The sequence below is a fragment of the Candidatus Babeliales bacterium genome, from assembly GCA_019749895.1.
Lineage (GTDB): Bacteria > Babelota > Babeliae > Babelales > RVW-14 > AaIE-18.
In genome coordinates this window covers 349,258-366,270 of sequence record JAIEPG010000002.1, presented here as the reverse complement: position 1 = coordinate 366,270, position 17,013 = coordinate 349,258, and the positions used below count along the sequence as shown (strand labels likewise).

Here is a 17,013-nt window from a genome sequence, read left to right as displayed (position 1 = left end):
TTACTTTTTATTCAACACCATCAAACACGCAAAAAAACAACATGAACAAAAAAATATTCTTTTTCACCACCACCTACCTCTTCTTCATATCACTAACGGCCACCACACCACCCTGCTTTTTCATTGAAGGTGCAACCGGTGTTGGCAAAACAACCTTTGTTCAATTGCTTGAAAAAAACCTGCCCAACGTTACCGCCGTTTACGAACCAGTTGAAACATTTTTTGATGTTAATGGCGCTGGGAATATGCTTGAACTTTTTTGGAGCAACCCACAACGCTGGACATTTACCACCAATGCGTACATCAGCCTCATGCACCTGCAAGCAGCTGAAAACAGGATAAAAGATACAACAGCATCGGTAGCATTCGTTGATCGTTCGTTGTATGCCGATTGTTATGTTTATGGAAAAATGGCCCACCTGCAAGGCACCATGAATGATCTTGAATGGGAAATTTTACAACAACTTACCAACTGGCTTGGTACCAACGGTATCACCCGGCCACGCGGCTTTATTTATTTACAAACAAGCCCACAAACGGCACTTGACCGCGTTCGAGCGCGCAGCAGAACAGGCGAAGAGGTACTTTCACTGCAGTACGAAGAACTGCTCGACACCTTTTACCGCGAATGGTTTGTTGAACAAAAAGATATACCAAGCTCGCTTGCGCAGGTGCCCGTGTTGATTATTGACGCCACACAAAATTTTAAAGATGATCCAATTGTTCAGCAACAGTGCATTGATCAAGTTAAAGCGTTTATAGAAAAACTTTTGTAGCTTTCCAAAAACAAATCTCTTGCTTTTCCCTAGTCCAAACCTTTATGATATGAGCCAAAGGTAACGCTACATGTAACCTTTGGCTCATATCATAGGAAATATAGCACTTGGGGGAAGAATATGGAAAAAACCGATATTTTAAACATTTTACGTTCCAAAGGCACCGTTTTTTCATTCAAAGAGATTCTTTTAGCTTCGGGCGAAAAGAAACCAGCACTTCTAAAACGGCGCTTAAACTATTACATTCAAAAAGGTGAACTTTACTCAATTCGCCGAGGACTTTATGCCAAAGACAAGAACTACGACAGGCTTGAACTAGCAACAAAGATTTTTACGCCGTCATATGTAAGCTTTGAAACAATTCTTGTTGAGGCAGGAATTGTGTTCCAACACTATGCTACAATCTTTGTTGCAAGCTACCAAAGCAAAGACATTATGTGCGACGGCAAAGAATATTCATTCAAAAAAATTAAAGACACTATTCTTACCAATAATGCCGGCATTGAAAATAAGGGAAACTACTGTACAGCATCAAAAGAGCGGGCATTTTTAGATGTACTTTATCTCAACAAAGATTATCACTTCGACAATCTTGCCCCGCTTGATTTTGAAAAAGTTTTCGCACTGCTACCACTCTACAACAACAAGCGCATGACAAAAAAGGTACATGATTATTTCAAAGCTTTTAAAGAAGATAGGACTGAATTATGACGTTAGAAACCGCTACGCACAGAAATATCCTTATTCATATTTTAAAAGACATTTATACTGACACAACAATCGGCCCATTCTTGGGCTTTAAAGGTGGAACCGCCGCTTATTTGTTTTATGATCTTTCCCGATTTTCAGTCGATTTAGATTTTGATTTACTCGACCCAACAAAAGAAAGCCAGGTTTTTGAGCACATAAAAACCATTCTTAAAGAATACGGCACCGTCAAAGAAGCCCGAGAAAAACGCTACAGTCTCTTTTTTCTCCTTTCGTATCACGACAAACTCCACAATGCTTACAACATAAAAGTTGAAATTAATCGTAGAAATTTTGGATCACGATACGAAATAAAGTCTTACCTTGGCATTTCTATGAAAGTTATGATCAGAGAAGATATGGTTGCTCATAAAATGGTTGCAATGATCGAACGCATTGGAAAAACAAATCGGGATATTTTTGATACTTGGTTCTTTTTAAAAAATAATTGGCCAGTCAACGAAGAGATTATTAAAAAAAGAACCGATCTTTCAATGAAACAGTTTTTGCAGAAATGTATGACAGAACTTGAATCAATGAGTGACCGCAGCATACTTTCTGGAATTGGTGAATTGCTAGATGAAAAACAAAAAGCTTGGGCAAAGACAAAATTGCGTAGCGAGACAATTTTTTTGCTTAAAGTAAAACTGGAATCGTTGTAAAAAAAGGAACTTGCCATGTCTCAATCACTTCGTCACTTCCCCTTTCCCATCACCACACCACGGCTTTTATTACGAAAGCCTTGTATTGAAGACAGTGCAGCAGTAAACGCTGGCGTTGAAGAATCATTTAACGAACTCAACCAATTTATGCCGTGGGCGCGGCAGCGCCAAACGCTTGCAGAAACCAAACTTTTTATAGAGCAAGCAATAACAAATTGGATTGTACAAAAAAGCGAAGAGCCATGGTTTCCTATTTTTATGTTTGATCGCACCTCACAAGAATTTATTGGCACCACTGGCTATCATCATATTGAATGGGAAAGCATGTGTCTCCAGATTGGTTACTGGATCCGCACGTCAAAAAGTGGCCAAGGCTTTATGACTGAAGCAGTCAATGCGCTCACCCGCTATGCGTTTGAAGAACTTGGCATGCGCCGCGTTGCTATTACCTGCGACATAAAAAATATTCGTAGCCAAAAAGTTGCCGAGCGGCTCGGCTTTACGCATGAAGCAACCTTAGAACAAAACCGTGTAACTGTTGATGGGCAGATGAGCGATACGCTTGTTTTTGCGCGCTACTCACCAGCAGGCCTGCCCACACTTGAAGTACGTTGGTAACATTTCAATCATCATCTTGAACTCGCTTCTCTTGATAGTCACGATAATCTGAAATAATTCTCCCCACCAACAGCCCCGTTACCACAACCGCACTAGCAATACCGGCCATGGTATCCAAATCCAGCTTATGATCATCCGGGTTATCATCATCTTGGCAAATCACACGTTTACTTAATTGAAGCTCTTCTTTCACTGGCGACGTCAGTGGTTTACTCCACACATATCCTGGCCCATGTTCTCGCTTAGAGGCTGTAAAACCACATGTATCGCCGTACAAGCGCTTCACGTGCGGTGGCACATGATCATCAAGCGTGATCAACACAATCTCATCAATAGTTGGATGCACTAAACATTCTTCAAGAACTGCCCGAACAAGCGCACTGGCAATCCCTTGCCCACGATAACGATGATCAACCGCCAAATGATGAAGCACCGCCGCTCTTTCAACAGGAAGAATACCCAACGTAGCAAAACCAAGCGGAGTGCCACGCTCATCACGATACACTTTACTCACTACGCCATACCGATCATCCAAACTGTCATCAAGCGCACCAAGAATATCTTCTTGCAAGGCTCTTTCCACCGAATAGCCATAGAGATCTAGACTGACTAACGAAGGTAATTCTTTACGTGCAATTGCCAACACTGCTTCTTGGTCAGCTTGCCGGTAAACATCAACGCCAGCCATTGGCCTAACCACCATTGAAAAAGATCGCAGCGCCGATCCAAACCGTGCAGCAGGAAGTGCGCTTGTCGCATACAAAAGCATACCAATCAAAAATAATAAACAGCGTTGAATAAAAAATTTCATATGCAATCCTTCACCACAAGAGAGCCTTGTCAGTCGTAACCATAATCATTTTCTTACCAATCTTGAGCACAGTCTACACAAACACGATAAAGATTGTAAAACATAGCAATAAAAAAAGGGCGGCACCATTATTTAACTGGTGCCGCCCTTTTTTTGCGATTATATCAATCAATCAGCTTGCGAATCATGAGCAACATAATCATCATCTGCACAATCAACACGTACATGAGCATCATGAGACTTTTCGTCAATACTAGATTTTTCACCGGTAAGCCATTTTATCGATACCAAAATAATAGCCGTTGTAGTGCACATCCAAATAATGAGACGGGCACCATCAACGCAATCATCAACAAGACCAACCAAGTTTGGTCGTATTTTTTTTTGCCACTTGGTATCACTACACGTGCTATATTTGCCAGGCTCTTTTACTACACGAAAACCAGCGTTGCGGTAAAATTTTACCAAATCTTTGGAAGGGTATCCCGTTGTGCCAAGTTCAATGCAACACACACCATGCTCTTCACAAACACGCATTGCCTCTTCGAGCAATTCACCTCCAATACCGCACCCTTGGTGCTCATCAGCAACCGCCATGTGACGGATGTGTCCCGTTGATCCACTCAATTTCTCTGGCAACCATTTTGCAAAAGAACTTGGTTCTTGCACTTCGTAGTTGATGAAAGCAACCGGTATACCATCGTGATTACGATATACTTTGCTCGTGATAGCAGGAGAACTAAGCGCTACGGCAATTTCCTGCTCCCACGCCTTGTGCGCATCGTCCTGATATACAGAACTGTTGGTCAATTTGAACATATGCTTAATCGCAATAGGAGCAATATATGCTTCATCTTCTGGATGATAATCGTCAATAAAACCAGCATGCCCGTATGTCCTGAGCTTGTCGAAGGACGATGCATACGTTCGCACATGCTGAGTACTTTTCATACAGCCACTCCGTATCGCCAACCTCAAAAGGCTGCCAGCAGCAGCGTGAGCTGCCTGCTCACTAAAAATAATTATCGTTACAAAAATGATAAAAAATACGTTTTTACTATTCATTGTTTTTCCTAAAAATTTAAATTACTCTACCGTGCCTGAATCATCATCGGCACAATCAACACGTGAATGGCCAGAAGCCCTACCATTCACTACTTCGTCATAAACAACAAAAAGAACCACTACTCCTAGAACAGCACAACGCACTAAAAACTGTCCCCAAAATGCATTAGAACCATGCGGAGCCATAAAATAACCAAACGAAACCCCCACGTCTTTTTTCCACAGAACATTGCTTTGCTCATCTGAATCTAAGCGAAAGCCTTCCTGCACGAAGAGGTTTTCCAGTTCTTCAGTTGTCCACCCATGCGTTCTAAGCTCTACCACTTTTACTGCATGTTTTTTGCAATCTTGAACAGCAGCTTGAAGCAACTCGCGCTCGATACCACGCCCCCCAAAATCATCATGCACAGCTAAGTGATAAACTTCTGCATTAAAATCTGGATACCACGGCAATTTATCCAAAGAACCTCTGTTATAGTTGACAAAAGCAACAGGAACACCATCAACTCGATATACTTTGCTCACGGCATTGCTAGTTTTAAACAAAGGCAGAGCAAGTTCTTTCTTGGTAGCAAGAGCTACAACATGCTGTTCATCTTTAGATTGATAGTCATCAACAAAACCGATTCGGTCGTCATGCAACGACGATGTATACATCCGCGCGTAAAGTGGAGTTACGGCCCGCCTTTGCTGGGCTACCGCCCGCACAAAGCTGCTAGCAGCAGCTGACAGATTACTCTGAGAGCAAAAAACTCCCACGACAAAAAAACTAAACAATACGTTTTTTACGTTCATTTTTTTCCTAAAACATTAAAATGCTAACGCAAACAAGACAACCTTGTACGCGCGCAAAAAAGTAAGATCTACAAAACAATCACCATTAACAAAAAATGGCGCTGCCTAAAAACAAAAAATACAAATAAGTGAAATTATAGAATAGGTAGGAGTGCTCGTCGCTCACTAATGAGAACAAGACCCAGAATAAGCCGTAGGCTTAGAATAGATAGAATAGAAAGGACAGGTGTCACGAAAGCGGACGTAAAATCAGGAGCAATGACAGCGTTACACCCTGCAGGCATCTGCTGGTGCATTCTGTCATTACATGGCATGCCGTTGGGCATACGCTGCATACAGAAAGTCATAATAGACTCCTTTTATAAGAATTGGACATTAAACTAGCAACACTATTTTAAATACTAACAGAAAATTACACAATGTCAAACAGCTCAAAAATTGGCTAAAAGTGGCAGTTTTTCGATGCTTCGTAGAAAACTCTCCTCAATCGCGTTGATTTCATTTTTTAATTGCTTGCAAAATTGTATCTTATAAGATACGTTGTATTTATGAACACTATAACAGTAGTTTTTTATAAAACAAAAACCGGAAAGCAGCCCTATGCTGAATGGGAAAGCCAACTCGACAAGCAAACCCAAACAATAGTTTTAAATAGACTTGCTCGGGTAAGACTTGCCAATTTTGGCGATTGCAAACCAATCAGGGGAGCTCGAGGCGTATACGAGCTCCGCGTGGACTATGGACCAGGATATCGCATTTATTATGCAAAAAAACGAGAAACTATTGTTATACTTTTAGTTGGTGGAGACAAAAAAAGCCAAGGTCGAGACATTGAAAAAGCAAAACAATATTGGCTTGATTATAAGGAGTCAAAAAATGATTAAGAAAGTAAAGAAGAAGAAAGTATACAAAGATTACCAAGAACTACTTTTCGAACGACTTCAAGATCCTGAAATTGCACTTGGTTACCTTAATCAAGCACTGCTTGACGATGACCAACGTGTATTTTTACTCGCACTCAAAGACGTTCTTCAAGCACGCGGCGAAGATATAACTGCTTTGGCAAAGGCAATAGATATGTCTCGACCAAGCATTTATCGCATGCTTTCAAAAAGTGGCAACCCACGATGGGACAGCTTAGCCCCCATTTTTAATGCTCTGGGCTACCACATGCAACTTATTCCTGCAAAATAAAAACAGTAAAGCGTCAAAAACTTTGTACAATTCCACGTTGCACTAACAACGTTTTAAGCCCGTACATATACGGCCAAGCCAGCGTCATTGCTCTTTTGAGCAACTTCTATCTCTTTTTTAAGAGCATGAAACGCTGCCAACGTTACTGACATAGCAATAATAGTAGCCAAGCTTCACAATTTAAATTCTTGCGCTAGACTCAACTGTCCAAAAAATATACAGCACTTACTAAAAGTATTCAAAAGCTATGGCGGAAACATCATGACGTTCAAAACTATTTTCTTAGCAACAACTCTTTTAATGAGCTCTGGATGTAATGCATTTACTGAATCACCAAGCATCCAAGAAACAAGCCCTCAAGTCATACTGAAAGAAGTAACTATCAACACGGCGCAACTTGCTGCACTCTGGCTGCCGCTTTGCACCGCATCTGCAACTGCTCACGAATTGGGACATGCTCTTGCAGGTTTAGCTCTTTTTGAATCTTTACATGATCTAGAAATACATATTGGCGGTATTAGTCAGCTCAAAGAAAATACAAAAACTGAAGAGCTTTTTTCGGTAGGAACTATGTATTTTCATACAGATGCCTGGCAGGGACACGGCTATACAATCTTTAACGGTAATCTAAACGAGACCAACTTTGACCTCAAACTAAATGCCATGATTGCGGCCGGACCGCTTGCCGGTATTCTTTTCAACTACGCAGCATTAGTTGCGGCAAGCACGTACTGCTCATATGCCGATGACAAAAAACTAAGTTCAGCAATGACCAGCAGCCTGCGCACAGCTCTATGCCCTTTCAATGCTATTTTAAAAACAGAAAACATATCTCCTGCTTGCAAGAGAGTTCTGCTCAACGCTAGCTTTTTGCATTGCTTGTATCTTACGTATAATGTTTTTTATGGTCTTACACCATTTTTGGGCGACAAAAATGGCGATGGAGTAAGGCTATGGAAAGCTATGGGCGTTGAAGGTAAAGCGCTTACCGCGGCTAGTGCACTTTCAGTTGCTGGATACCTGACAAGCATTGCATTCATTGTCAAAAACTTCTGCCAAGCGCACAAAGAGCTTTTTGCTCAGCACAAAGAAGCCATTTAAGTATTTACACGCACAATAAAAACCTAAACGCCGTTTGCTTTAAAAGAATAGCCGCCGTTAGAAAAATCTACATGAAGTCCGAGTAGCCCTGGATCAACAGAAAACTTGAACGTATCAGGCTGCGTAAAAAGATCGGCTATCACATCAAATTGGTACACTGTGCCATGAAAAGTTACTGAAACCATTACTCCCTGCGCTTGTACCTGGGCAAAAGAAAGATTGGTGTGAAAGTTTGGCTCCAAAGCAATAACCTGTTCGCCAAAAATAATATCAAGAACTATGTCGTCGTTATCATTTAAAAGCGTAACAAAACTCTGTTCATGTGACGCTTGTACCGAACAAAAGATCATATTCGCGAGAAAAAGAACTTTTACAAAATTTTTCATAATAAATATCCTAATTTTTTGATGCAACAAATTCAACAAGAAGCTTAACGTCAGGATAACCAAAACCACAACAGCCACCCACAAAATTCAAGTTGTAAGCACTGGCAATATCAGCAATTACTTTTAACGAATCCCGTTTATGTGGTTCAAACAATGCGACTTCAGATTCATACGTCGTTGGATCAGCGTCATACGAATTTGGATAAAAACCTACAATTCGCTTAACACGTTCTTTGTTGGTAAATGTTGCCATTGCACGCTCAAACGCATGCAATGAACAGCAGTTAAGCGCAAAGCCTTCAACAAAACCTGCCACTTGATCATCAAGATTGGTAATCACTGTTTCAAGTTTCTCGCCACCAAGCAAGTAACCATCCGGCCTGACCACAAAGCTGACAAGAAGCGGAATTTCAAGCTCTTGTGCCGCTTGTGCAAGACCAAGTGCTTCACGCTCGGTGCCAATGGTTTCATGCAAAAACACTACATCGTCACGCCCAAGCCCAAGACGACTCAACACCTCCAAGCACAATTCGTACTGCTGGTGATGAAACAAATACGCCTGCTTGGTGTCGGGCGCTACTTGCGGGGTATAACAATCGTTAACCGGCCCAAGGCAGATGGCAATGCGTTGATGTTCTTTGTTGGCAAGCGCGCTCAGCAGTGCGCGAATGTTTAACAACAGCATATCTTTGAAAAGTTCGGCAAACCCAGCATGCAAAACCGGTCGCAAGAAAAAAGCATTGACGGTAGGCATGGTGGCGCCGGCATTTACGTAGCCGCGGGCAATCATTTCAACAGCCAACCGATACCAATCTTGCTGACCATGCCGAGCAACTTTTAAGACATCGGCAGAAAGGCCCAATGCGGGGAAAACGCTACCATACGGACCAAATAATACATTCATGAATTTCCTGATTTTTTAAAAAAATTGTATCACTTAATCGACTCAACAACATCTTTATGCTTAAAAAGCTCTTCTGTCATTTTCCAGTTTTCACGGGAAGCAGCAATCGCAAGCGCAGTAAAACCATCATACTCGCCATCATTTTTTATGCGAGCAGAAACGGCAATATCTTTGTGCTCCAGAAGTTTAATCACCGCAAAGCGATACCCCTTTACCACCGCTAAATGCAGCGGCATAAACCCTTTATATTTTCCATCACATTCAATAACAGCATTAACATCCGTTTCTGGGTGCTTTAAAAGTGCCTCAACCGACGACGCATAGCCTCTGATTGAAGCTAAATGGAGCGGCGTGTAATGTTTATACTTTCCACAACTTTGCACGGGGGCATTAACATCAATACCTTCAGCTTTACACAACTCATCAACTGCTTGCCATTCGTCCAAAAATGCCGCCAAATGAAGTGGCGTAAAACCTTTTTCCCAACCATTTTCTTGCACTACTGTGTTAACATCGGCACCAGCATCAAGAGCACTGATAACTTTTTCAAGGTCCCCATTTGCGCTAGCTTCAAGTAATAACTTATTGGCTTGAAAAGAATTTATCGGTTCTGAAATGAGTGGTCTTATTACTAACATTATTGCCACAACTATAAAACTTAAGCTCTTCATTTTTTCTTCTTTTTTTTAAACGTTATTGTGCCTGAAAAAAAGTTCTCTTGATTCAGTGCTCTTCGTCCTCATGTCGCTTTTTAGCAATTCAAAAATGACAAGTTTATAAAAAGCCCTGACCTCAAGATTGGGAATGCGCAACGAACAAAAAATCAGCCCATTCCTCGAACAAATTCTGTTAAAAGATAAGTAGCCAGCGAAAAGCAAGAAACTCCAAACGACATCTGTTTGAGAAAATACATTATCCAAGAAAATATTGTCATTCACATATTTTTCAATAGCATTACCGGCAAGCAACTGCTCCACATCCAATTTAAGATCAGTTGATCCCTTTTCTATTAATTCTTTGATCAGGACATTTTCGCTCGTATTAATCCAATACGGCGCAAACTTTCCATCATTGTCGACATAATTCAGCACCGACCAGGGATTGTAAACCGTGTGATCATCACCCGAAGCGTAACCGTTATACCATGCTTTAATGTCATCAAGATTGTGCACAAGCCCAACGTGATCCATCAAATCTCGCACTTCATCTTCAAGTAACCCAAATTTGTCTGAATAAGCGTTGTTTATTAATGAACAAATCTTAAGATTATTTAAACCGCTAAAAATACTTTCTTTGGCTACACGCAAAATTCCGGTCATAACGGCAAAGTGTAGGTTCTGGTTATCTTTAAGTCCTTCACTCAACATTTCTCGCATAAAATTAATAATCTCTTTGTAGTAACCGTTCATAAAACCAGCTTGAATTGGCGCGTCGTATTCATCAATCAATATGATCGGTCTTTTACCGTGATACGCATGCAAATAAGTTGTTAAATCTTTAAGTGAATTTTCAATAACACCCTGACTTGCACTGCAATCAATAATAGCTTGAAAACTGTTTTTTTGTTGCGCATCAAGCTCGCTCGATTCGAGAAGATATTTATGGCGCCTGAACTCACCACTTAAAACGTTTTTTATTTTTTCAAGACACCCGTCCCACGTTAATTTTTTAGCATCTTTAAAAGTCAGAAAAATAACCGGATACTGTCCTTGATGAATCATACTTTCAGAATGTTGTGAGATTTTTAAATGGCTAAACAGGTTGCGATTTGATTCTGGCGCTTTTTCAAAAAAGTACTGCAACATGGACATGTTTAATGTTTTGCCAAACCGACGCGGACGAGGAACAAGTAGAGCCTTAGCTCCCTCTTCAAGAAGGTCTTTGATCAGCAAACTTTTATCGACAAAATAATAGTTCTCTTGAATAAGCTCTTTAAAATCACTAAGCCCAATTGGTAATTTTTTCATTTTTTATCCTAGTTTTCATAGAAATCTCAGCCTAATCTTTTCAAAGAAAGTATCATCTATTTAGCCGACATTGCAAGAAAACAGCGCACAAAAAGCACTTGATCATCTCTTTGCTAACCAATATTCAATAATTATTTCAAATATAATATAATTTATAAGTATTCGCGCAACAATAGGCATCAACCCATTTGATAAAACCTGCCATAAATGCCAAGCTGATAGTTAATGAAAGGTATTCGATTGCCATAAAACTTATAAAAGGGGCCATTTTATGAAGACTATCAAATTGTTTTCTTTTAGTTTTTTATGTTTATTTTCTTGCTTAAACCCAAGTTTTAGAGAAAAAAATACAGAAAATAAGATCGCTCAGGCACCACGTATTGCCAGCATCAAATGGGGTGAAATCAACGTTAAAAATGCCAACGGCAGGGAATCAACCTTTAAAGATTGTATTTGCACCCCAGGAGGTGCCAAAGATTGGGACTGGGGGATTACAAGCATGCGCCACAACCCAGGCATTGGCATTGCACAAGTTAAAGATTTACTGGACCTGGCAGACGTTTTTGTGCTTTCTCGAGGCGTTGATTGGGTTTTGCAAGTTCAGGATGAAGTTGTTGAATATCTTGAAAAAAATGGCAAGCAAGTTTTTGTACAACGAACTATTGAAAAGCCAGGATATGATATTTCTAAGCCGGGAACGGCAGTTCATACGTACAATGAGCTAGTCAAAGAAGGCAAGCGCGTTGTGGGCCTTTTCCACTCCACCTGCTAATGTTTTATTAATGTTAGATAAAAAAAGCGGGTTAAGAAATCTTTGAAATTTCTTAACCCGCTTAATTATTGATTTAGCTAGTTACTTTGTTGGCACATAACCGATTACCGTATCCAAATAACGTGCATCTGTCATGTTTGCACCTGTTACGGTTGCATCCGTCATGTCTACCTGGTACATCGTTGCACCCGTTAAGTTTGCGTTAGTTAAGTTTGCACCAGTTAATTTTGCACGAGATAAATCTGCATAACTCAAATCTGCACCAGACAAATCAGCACCAGTTAAGTTTGCACCCCGCATGACTGCATTAATTAACTTTGCGCCAGTTAATTTTGCACCAGTTAAGTTTGTATCTCTCATTTCTGCACAGCTCAAATCAACACCAGACAAATCAGCACCAGATAGATTTGCATCAAGGAAATCCGTAGAGATGCACATACGACGATACTCACGGTTGACCGTCTTCATTGTCTCACGTAAATCTTGGTTACTCAAATCGCAATCTCTGGCTTGACCATTTCTAATCAGACAGCTAACGGCTTCCTCTCCTGAAAATTGATACTGTGGCGCAGCAGCTCCTAAAACTCCTGATAGGGCAAAAAAACTAATTACTAATACTGTATTTTTCATACTGAATCCTTTTTATATGTTTAATACTTCTTACAAATTAATAATATCAGGTTAGAAAATTTAAGCAAAAAGATGTCCGTGTCGAAGCCTTTCAGAAGGTGTGGCCCAAATCGCTTATGAAGATAATAATTGTGGAAGGCACCTCGTTGAAGTTTTGCTGTTTTTCATGAATACCCAAGCAGCGCAAGGCGCTTTAGAAATTGATAGTCGAGGTAGTAATTAGCACAAAACTAGGTTGCTTTAAAAACCTCTGCCACATTCTGCCAGCCAAGCACCGTACCAGAAGAACGCTTTTGACCCTCTTTGCCAGCATAGACAACAAATGCTCGTGCCGTATCCATACCGGCCAACGTGCACCAGTATTTGAGATTATCAAAATAATCGGTTGAAACGGTTTTTCCCGCTTTAACTTCAATGGGAATCAGTTCGGTTCCGCGCTCAAGAACAAAGTCAACTTCACGCTCAGTTTTATCGCGCCAAAAATAAACACGCGGCATGCGGTCGTTGTTGTAGTACTGCTTCAAAATTTCGGTTAACACAAAGTTCTCAGTCAAACCACCACGCATGTAGTGTTTATAAATCTCTTCTGCCGATTCAATACCAAGAATTGCACATGCGATGCCCGTGTCATAAAAATAGATCTTTGGCGACTTAACAAGTCGCTTGCTAAAACTTTTATGATGCGGCTGCAATAAAAATACCAGGTAACTTGCTTGCAACAAGGTAAGCCACGAATTAGCGGTAGCCTGCGTAATACCGCAGTCATTGGCAAGTGAAGAAACATTGAGTATCTGCCCAATGCGGCCAGCACAAAGCCCAATAAAGGTTTGAAACAGCGACAAGTCGGTTATGTTTTTTAGCGATCGCACGTCACGCTCAAGATACGTTCTAATGTAATTTTGATACCACGTTGCCGAAAAATTTTGGGCATAAATACGCGGATACATACCTTGGTGAATGACTGTTTCTACGGTTTCCGGCAGCAAAGAGGCCTCAGTAAGTTCTTGCACAGAAAAAGGCAGGAGTGTAAAAAGAGCTATCCGCCCTGCAAGCGTTTGAGAAATTGCTTCGTTCATAAGAAAGTTTTGCGAACCCGTCAAAATAAAATAGCCAGGCTTGTATTCTTTATCTACCGCCAATTGAATGTAAGAAAGAATAAGTGGAGCATTCTGAAACTCATCAAGAATAAGCCCATGAGGGTTGGCATGTTCTTCAAGAAATCCCTTTGGGTCGCGATTTACATATTCCTGAATATCAATAATATCTTCAAAATTAAGATATTTGTGATTTGGAAAAACCTGCTGAGCAACAGTAGTCTTGCCAGACTGCCGTGGACCTAAAATAGCCAGAACAGGATATTTTTCAGCTGCGGTACGTAAACTTGTTTCTATACTTCTTTTTATCATAAAAGTCTCATTTATTACGGTCCAGTCATTACAATCAACCATTATGGACAAATATTACACCGGACTATATGATTTGTCCAGCACGCATTAAAGCATCGATTGGCAAGGCCTAAATATAGAGTTTGTGCTAAATTGGCAGTCAAGGTAGTAATTAGCACAATATAGCCCTTGCTGGCCCTCCCTGGCCACCCCAAAACCCCTCCCAGAAAACATGAAACTGTACAACCTCTTCAATTTACCGGCTATTTACCGGCTGTTTACCGGCTATTTACCAGCAAAATTTGCCATTATTGCCAAAGTGAGATAAAATTAACAGATAAATTACTGCGCTAATAATTCAAATGGAGGCCTTATGATTTTTCCAAAAAAAAGATCGTTTATTTTTGCGAGTCTATTTTTTACGGTTTTGTGCTCTGTTGCCAACTTTTATAGCCCCTTGGCAGGAGCTGCCAAAGAAACAGTAAGCGATACCTCTGAAACAGCAATCCAACTTATTGATACCGCCCTGCAACAACTTGCCGCTCAACAAGAGTTTGCCGGCAGCGTGCTGATTACCCGCAACGGTACCGCACTCTTGCGCAAAGCTTACGGCTTGGCCGATGATGCGCAGGGTATTCCAAACACGCCAGATACCGCTTTTGGTATTGGTTCAATTACCAAATCGTTTACAGCTGTTCTTATTTTGCAGCTTGCTCAAGAAGGTAAGTTATCAGTCGACGATTGTGTTTCTACCGTTATTCCAGACTATCCGCACAAAACAATTACCATCTACCAGCTGCTTACGCACACTACTGGCTGCCCAAATGATTTATCGTGGGAAGTAATTAATGCAATGCTACAAGAACCGAAACCCATTGATGAAATTTTACAACGAGATAAAAAAATATTTTTAGGATACGAAACAACGCTACGCTTTGAACCTGGAACCGACTACGAATACAGCAATATTGGTTATCGATTGTTGGGCGAGATTATTGAAAAAGTTGATGGATGTTCCTACGAACAAAGCCTACAAAGCCGCATTTTTGACAAGCTTGGCATGCATAATACTTTTGCATCATACGAAACTTATTACCAAGCTGCCGCACACAGAACCGTCCCGTTGATTGCACAAAAACCAGCTTATCCAATGTTTGCCATAAGCGCTACGTACGACGATTTTATGCAAAAGGCTTGTGCTGACGGATCAATTAAATCAACAGTTGATGATGTGTATCTTTGGGCCCAGGCAGTAAAACAGGGAACCCTGCTTTCGCCAGAATATGCTGCGCTTTTAAAAAAGCCTTTCTTGAATAATTATGCCTGCGGACTTGAAGTTGAACAGAATGAAACAAAAAGTTCTATCAGTCACAATGGGTTGATTTCTCATTTTACCTCAGCACTAAACATCATAAATCTAACTGCTTCTGGCAATGAAATTGTTATGATTCTTTTGTTGAATAATGGCATGGCACCCATTACATTAAATCTTATCAGTGAAATTTTATTGGAAAACAAAACACCCCAACTACAAATTTTTGATAGCAATTCAAGCCAGGAATTCTGCTCAAAGTATGCCGGCCTGTACGAAGTTTCTGATGAAAAGATAGAAAGTGAACAGATAGAACCAGAAGATAATAATTCGTTGCTCTTCACACGAACAGGCAAAGACCATTGGAAGCAATATATTCGCTTTTTGTATAGCACCGAGCACGATGCTTGGGGCTCCAATGTTTTTAACATGCTCTACAAATTTGTCGTTGATACCAATGGCAATGTTGTTGGTATTCAAAATTTAGAAGACCAAGATGGCACAATCAGCAAGAAAATTAGTTAGTTAAATTTTTAGTAGTGAGGGGGCAGGAAGTAACTTCCCGCCCCCTCTTGTTTTATTCGATCGTCTGACCACTCTGAATCAACTTGTTATTCGTTCTTCCAACAAACAACGCAATTGGAATCCACACGGCAATAATTGCCAGTGAAATCATTGAACCGTAGGTCAGTAGCGCAGGAATTGCAGGGAACATGGCCGCAATAGTTGCGCCACTTGCTTTTGCTGAACGGCTGCCTTGCACATCAATCCAGCTCTTCGCTTTAAACTTAATGTCTTTACTGGTTGGAATGTACATCATTTCTTTGCATGGGTTATTGAGCGCATAGCTAAACCCTTTTGCTGCAACTGTCGCAACTAAAAATACCCACATACCAGGGAACGACCAGGAGTAGCACACAAATAATGCTAACATTGTTGGGTAGGCAACCAAGCAGAAGGTAATACCAAAACGACGTATGAAAAAGCTGGTACCAAGCAACGCAAACAACAGCGAAACCATGTTGGTAGCAACGCCATAAATTCCTAAAAATGATGTTACTTTTTCGATACTACCAAACGTTGCATGTGCCGATGAATTCATGTGAAATTCAAACAACCAGGTAACTGTTTCGTACACGGTTGAAACAACCAAGATACCCATCAAATAAGGCTTTGTGCAAATAAGCTTAAGCCCTTCAACAACACCTGTTGGTTTCTTTTTTTCTTTGTCGCCAGCAGCTACAAAAGCCTTGGCATGATGCACGGTAAAGAGCTTGATCATGAGCGGAATCATGAGCACTGAAATGGCGGCAATGCAGGTGAGCAAGGGCACACCAAGTGCTGTTGATTGTGTTGCCATTAAAAAAGCACCAAGTAACGAACCACACTGCGCACCAGAAACAATCACGGGGTAACCGCGCTTACCTGATGCTGGGTCCATGGCACTGGCCACAAACGACCAAAAGAGCGCTATGACCAGCGAGCCATAACTTTCAGTAGCAACATAAAAAATCCAACCAAGTGCTTCGTTTGCCCACAATGGCAATGTTGAACTGCCCACTGAAGACAGCGTCAGTAAATAAGAAAAGGATAAAAAGAGGGTGCCATAAAACAACGTTATCAAATAAATCAGATTGGTTTTTTCAAACCAGTCGACCAGCTTGTTGTAAAAAAGCACCAAGACCAACAACGAAACTAATGAAACCATTTTTGCGTACGGCAAATTCTGCGGCCCAACCAAATGCATAAATGATGCATTTTTAATTAAGCGCACCATCCAGTACGCGCCAATCATGAAGAAAAAAACACCAGAAAGAAGTCCAAACTTCTTGAACTCTTCACGAGAAATATCGCCCCACAGGACGCTACAGATTTTGGAAAACATAAG

The 17,013-nt window shown here is 40.8% G+C and carries 19 protein-coding genes; 9 read left to right on the top strand and 10 right to left on the bottom strand.

Annotated features, from left to right (window positions below; genetic code table 11):
• Window positions 1-41 precede the first annotated feature (41 nt).
• From K2W90_02655 to K2W90_02640, 4 genes are all read left to right on the top strand, one after another.
• The gene (locus K2W90_02655; protein ID MBY0353243.1) at window positions 42-776 is read left to right on the top strand and encodes a deoxynucleoside kinase; all 735 of its coding nucleotides are present in this window, start codon (window positions 42-44) and stop codon (window positions 774-776) included.
• 120 nt (window positions 777-896) lie between these two features.
• The gene (locus tag K2W90_02650; protein ID MBY0353242.1) at window positions 897-1,487 is read left to right on the top strand and encodes a hypothetical protein; all 591 of its coding nucleotides are present in this window, start codon (window positions 897-899) and stop codon (window positions 1,485-1,487) included.
• Window positions 1,484-2,185, top strand: a complete 702-nt coding sequence (locus tag K2W90_02645; protein ID MBY0353241.1) for a nucleotidyl transferase AbiEii/AbiGii toxin family protein — start codon at window positions 1,484-1,486, stop codon at window positions 2,183-2,185. Before K2W90_02650 ends, K2W90_02645 begins: the two co-directional genes overlap by 4 nt.
• A gap of 15 nt (window positions 2,186-2,200) precedes the next feature.
• A complete protein-coding gene (locus tag K2W90_02640; GenBank protein MBY0353240.1) occupies window positions 2,201-2,803 on the top strand; it encodes a GNAT family N-acetyltransferase in 603 nt (200 codons plus the stop codon).
• Between the two features lie 4 nt (window positions 2,804-2,807).
• Here K2W90_02640 and K2W90_02635 read toward each other — a convergent pair whose 3' ends face one another.
• From K2W90_02635 to K2W90_02625, 3 genes are all read right to left on the bottom strand, one after another.
• Window positions 2,808-3,614, bottom strand: coding sequence for a GNAT family N-acetyltransferase (locus K2W90_02635; GenBank protein ID MBY0353239.1), 807 nt, complete (start codon window positions 3,612-3,614; stop codon window positions 2,808-2,810).
• A 168-nt stretch (window positions 3,615-3,782) separates the two neighbouring features.
• A complete protein-coding gene (locus K2W90_02630; GenBank protein ID MBY0353238.1) occupies window positions 3,783-4,679 on the bottom strand; it encodes a GNAT family N-acetyltransferase in 897 nt (298 codons plus the stop codon).
• A 21-nt stretch (window positions 4,680-4,700) separates the two neighbouring features.
• Window positions 4,701-5,474 carry a GNAT family N-acetyltransferase gene (locus K2W90_02625; GenBank protein MBY0353237.1) on the bottom strand — a complete coding sequence of 258 codons (774 nt, stop codon included), beginning with the start codon at window positions 5,472-5,474 and terminating at the stop codon, window positions 4,701-4,703.
• A gap of 548 nt (window positions 5,475-6,022) precedes the next feature.
• Here K2W90_02625 and K2W90_02620 point away from each other — a divergent pair.
• The 3 genes from K2W90_02620 (at window position 6,023) to K2W90_02610 (ending at window position 7,769) form a co-directional block, all read left to right on the top strand.
• The gene (locus K2W90_02620) at window positions 6,023-6,358 is read left to right on the top strand and encodes a type II toxin-antitoxin system RelE/ParE family toxin (GenBank protein MBY0353236.1); all 336 of its coding nucleotides are present in this window, start codon (window positions 6,023-6,025) and stop codon (window positions 6,356-6,358) included.
• Entirely contained in the window at window positions 6,351-6,668 is a 318-nt protein-coding gene (locus K2W90_02615; GenBank protein MBY0353235.1) for a hypothetical protein, read from the top strand. The genes K2W90_02620 and K2W90_02615 overlap by 8 nt, the downstream gene beginning before the upstream one ends.
• A gap of 261 nt (window positions 6,669-6,929) precedes the next feature.
• Window positions 6,930-7,769 carry a hypothetical protein gene (locus K2W90_02610; GenBank protein ID MBY0353234.1) on the top strand — a complete coding sequence of 280 codons (840 nt, stop codon included), beginning with the start codon at window positions 6,930-6,932 and terminating at the stop codon, window positions 7,767-7,769.
• A gap of 23 nt (window positions 7,770-7,792) precedes the next feature.
• Here the strand turns inward: K2W90_02610 and K2W90_02605 are convergent, their stop codons facing one another.
• The 4 genes from K2W90_02605 to K2W90_02590 are packed head-to-tail and all read right to left on the bottom strand — an operon-like array spanning window position 7,793 to window position 11,026.
• Window positions 7,793-8,155 (bottom strand): hypothetical protein, encoded by a 363-nt coding sequence (locus K2W90_02605; GenBank protein ID MBY0353233.1) that lies wholly within the window; start codon window positions 8,153-8,155, stop codon window positions 7,793-7,795.
• A gap of 10 nt (window positions 8,156-8,165) precedes the next feature.
• Window positions 8,166-9,059: a homocysteine S-methyltransferase family protein gene (locus tag K2W90_02600; protein ID MBY0353232.1), complete on the bottom strand. Its 894-nt coding sequence runs from the start codon at window positions 9,057-9,059 to the stop codon at window positions 8,166-8,168.
• A gap of 29 nt (window positions 9,060-9,088) precedes the next feature.
• Window positions 9,089-9,730, bottom strand: coding sequence for an ankyrin repeat domain-containing protein (locus K2W90_02595; GenBank protein MBY0353231.1), 642 nt, complete (start codon window positions 9,728-9,730; stop codon window positions 9,089-9,091).
• A gap of 15 nt (window positions 9,731-9,745) precedes the next feature.
• Window positions 9,746-11,026 carry an AAA family ATPase gene (locus K2W90_02590; GenBank protein ID MBY0353230.1) on the bottom strand — a complete coding sequence of 427 codons (1,281 nt, stop codon included), beginning with the start codon at window positions 11,024-11,026 and terminating at the stop codon, window positions 9,746-9,748.
• A gap of 271 nt (window positions 11,027-11,297) precedes the next feature.
• Here K2W90_02590 and K2W90_02585 point away from each other — a divergent pair, with 271 nt between their 5' ends.
• The gene (locus tag K2W90_02585; GenBank protein MBY0353229.1) at window positions 11,298-11,798 is read left to right on the top strand and encodes a hypothetical protein; all 501 of its coding nucleotides are present in this window, start codon (window positions 11,298-11,300) and stop codon (window positions 11,796-11,798) included.
• An 81-nt stretch (window positions 11,799-11,879) separates the two neighbouring features.
• Here the strand turns inward: K2W90_02585 and K2W90_02580 are convergent, their stop codons facing one another.
• Window positions 11,880-12,428: a pentapeptide repeat-containing protein gene (locus K2W90_02580; protein ID MBY0353228.1), complete on the bottom strand. Its 549-nt coding sequence runs from the start codon at window positions 12,426-12,428 to the stop codon at window positions 11,880-11,882.
• Between the two features lie 230 nt (window positions 12,429-12,658).
• Window positions 12,659-13,834 carry an ATP-binding protein gene (locus tag K2W90_02575; GenBank protein MBY0353227.1) on the bottom strand — a complete coding sequence of 392 codons (1,176 nt, stop codon included), beginning with the start codon at window positions 13,832-13,834 and terminating at the stop codon, window positions 12,659-12,661.
• A gap of 352 nt (window positions 13,835-14,186) precedes the next feature.
• On the opposite strand from K2W90_02575, the gene K2W90_02570 reads away from it, so the two are divergent.
• Window positions 14,187-15,650, top strand: a complete 1,464-nt coding sequence (locus tag K2W90_02570; protein MBY0353226.1) for a beta-lactamase family protein — start codon at window positions 14,187-14,189, stop codon at window positions 15,648-15,650.
• 52 nt (window positions 15,651-15,702) lie between these two features.
• On the opposite strand, the gene K2W90_02565 is transcribed toward K2W90_02570, so the two are convergent.
• Complete coding sequence (locus K2W90_02565; GenBank protein ID MBY0353225.1) at window positions 15,703-17,010, bottom strand: hypothetical protein; 1,308 nt, start codon at window positions 17,008-17,010, stop codon at window positions 15,703-15,705.
• Between the last annotated feature and the right edge of the window lie 3 nt (window positions 17,011-17,013).